Below are 2,565 nucleotides of genomic sequence, written 5' to 3' on the forward strand. Positions count from 1 at the left end.
GAACCCATCTTGAACGCTGCGGCCGCGCCAGCCAGGATGGTGTCCACCAAACGAGATAGGTGGACACCATGCCAGACGCCAAGCCGGACACGCGCCGGCGCCACGACCCGGAACTGAAGCGGCAAGTCCTTGCTGAATGCGCGGCACCTGGTGCGTCCGTGGCCAAGGTGGCGATGAGCCATGGTTTGAATGCCAACCTCGTCCACAAGTGGCGGCGCACGGTGGCCCATGATCGAGGCGCCGCTATCGCCGACCCGTTCGTGCCAGTGAGCGTTGTACCGGCGGCGCCACCGACGGTCGAGGCACCGCAGTTCGTCGAGGTGGACCTGCAACGGGGTTCGGTCACCGTGCGGGTGCGCTGGCCAATGGCGAGCGCGGCTTCTTGCGGCGCTTGGCTTCGTGAGATGCTGCGTTGATCCGGGTGGATGCGCTGTGGCTCGCTGTCGAGCCGCTGGACATGCGCGCCGGCACTGAGGCTGCCCTGGCTCGCGTGGTGTCGGTCTTCGGCGCGGCACGGCCACACCACGCCTACTTGTTTGCCAACCGCCGGGCCAACCGGATGAAGGTGCTGGTCCATGACGGGATTGGTGTGTGGCTGGCCGCACGGCGCTTGAATGTCGGCCGCTTCGTCTGGCCTCGCGATGTGAGCGGCACCTTGAGCCTGAGCCGCGCCCAGTTCGATGCCCTGGTTCTGGGGCTGCCCTGGCAGCGCGTCGGCGAGGCAGGAGTCATCACGCTGCTGTAGCCGCGCGTGCCGTAGGCCCGCGTGCAATTGCGGCATGTGCCGATGGCGCACTTGGCGTCGGTTCGGCACGATGCCTTCTCGTGATCGCCGACGACCTCGACACCCTCGATGCCCAGCAACTGCGCGACGCCTTGCGAGCGGCGCGCTCCGAGGTGGCATTCAAGCAGGCTGTCATCGACAAGCTCACGCACGAGAACGCGATCCTCAAGCGCTTGAAGTTCGCTGCGCAGAGCGAGCGGTACAGCGCCGAGCAGAAGAGCCTGCTGGACGAGACGCTGGACGCTGACCTGGCGGCCGTGGCCGCGAGATTGAAGCATTGCAGCCCGCTCGGGCCACTGGCGAGCGCCAGCGGCCCCGGCGCGAGAAGCTGCCAGCGCACCTGCCGCGCCGCGACGTTCGCCATGAACCCGAGAGCACCACCTGCGGCTGTGGCCAGGCCCTGCAGCGCATCGGCGAGGACGTGGCCGAGAAGCTGGACTACCAGCCCGGCGTCTTCACGGTGGAGCGACACATCCGCGGCAAGTGGGTGTGCAAGTGCTGCGAGCGCATCGTGCAGGCGCCGGTCGCGCCGCACGTCATCGACAAGGGCCTGCCGACGAGCGCCCTGCTGGCCCAGGTGCTCGTCGCCAAGTATCTCGATCACCTGCCGCTGTACCGGCAGGAGGCCATCTTCGAGCGCGCCGGGCACGCCATCGCACGCTCGACGCTTGCCCAGTGGGTGGGCGAATGCGGTGTGCAGCTGCGGCCGCTGGTGGATGCACTGACCCGGGAACTTCTCGGCCAGGGTGTGCTGCACGCGGACGAGACGCCGGTGGCGATGCTCAAGCCAGGCCACGGCAAGACGCACCGCGCCTACCTGTGGAGCTACTGCACGACACAGTTCAACCCGCTGCAGGCCGTCGTCTTCGACTTCGCCGACAGCCGCGGTGGCCAGCATGCCCGCGAGTTCCTGGGACTGCCGGGCACGCCTTGCCAGCCCGGCTGGCAAGGCAAGCTCGTCTGCGACGACTTCGCCGGCTATAAGGCCTGCTTCGAGCTGGGCGTGACCGAGGCGGGCTGCATGGCGCACGCACGGCGCAAGTTCCACGAACTCTGGGCCAATCACGGCAGCCAGGTCGGCGAGCAGGCGCTGAAGTTCTTCGCGCAGCTTTATGACTTGGAGCGCGGTGGCGCCAATGCCGACACACAAACCAGGCTCGATGCCAGACAGGCTGCCCGGCCGTTGGCGGACGCGCTGCGCCAGTGGCTGCGACAGCAACGCCAGCGTGTTCCCGATGGATCAGCCACCGCGCGGGCTATCGACTACAGCCTCAAGCGCTGGGTGGCGCTGACGCGCTACCTCGACGATGGCGACCTGCCCATCGACAACAACTGGGTGGAGAACCGCATCCGGCCTATAGCGCTGGGTCGGCAGAACTGGCTGTTCGCTGGGAGCTTGCGCGCGGGCAAGCGAGCCGCAGCAATCATGAGCCTCGTGCACTCGGCTCGGCTCAATGGCCACGATCCCTACGTGTACCTGCGCGATATCCTCGAGCGCCTGCCGACCCAGCCAGCAAATCGGATCGTGGAACTTCTGCCGCACCACTGGAATCCTGCCGCCACCTAAATGCGGCCATCCCGGTGGCCAAGCTGCTGTCGGCATCCACCATTCGTGTGCTCAGAGTTCCACTAAACCGTCAAAAGGGGCGGGCGATACCCTTCGGCTCGAGGCGGGGCATTAATGGCTTCATACGGCCAGACCCAATACAGTCGCTGAATGAACATGAATTACGTTTATCTCGGCGTTGCGATCATTGCGGAAGTCACTGCCACCAGCTTCC

Annotated in this window: 2 protein-coding genes and 1 pseudogene; all 3 read left to right on the plus strand. The window is 66.5% G+C overall.

Annotated features, from left to right (window positions below; genetic code table 11):
- Positions 1 to 68: 68 nt before the first annotated feature.
- The 3 genes and pseudogenes from x551_RS21005 (at position 69) to x551_RS21015 (ending at position 2,351) form a co-directional block, all read left to right on the plus strand.
- Entirely contained in the window at positions 69 to 416 is a 348-nt protein-coding gene (locus x551_RS21005) for a transposase (RefSeq protein WP_036235458.1), read from the plus strand.
- 5 nt (positions 417 to 421) lie between these two features.
- The gene (gene tnpB / locus x551_RS21010) at positions 422 to 745 is read left to right on the plus strand and encodes an IS66 family insertion sequence element accessory protein TnpB (RefSeq protein WP_152543622.1); all 324 of its coding nucleotides are present in this window, start codon (positions 422 to 424) and stop codon (positions 743 to 745) included.
- Between the two features lie 119 nt (positions 746 to 864).
- Positions 865 to 2,351, plus strand: a pseudogene (locus x551_RS21015) (IS66 family transposase).
- Positions 2,352 to 2,565: the final 214 nt, after the last annotated feature.

Source organism: Methylibium sp. T29, from assembly GCF_000576205.1.
In the GTDB taxonomy this organism is placed as follows: domain Bacteria; phylum Pseudomonadota; class Gammaproteobacteria; order Burkholderiales; family Burkholderiaceae_C; genus Methylibium; species Methylibium petroleiphilum.

Bases quoted from the DNA above. Each gene is read 5' to 3' on its own strand.
- x551_RS21005 (WP_036235458.1), top strand. From the start codon at position 69: ATGCCAGACGCCAAGCCGGACACGCGCCGGCGCCACGACCCGGAACTG.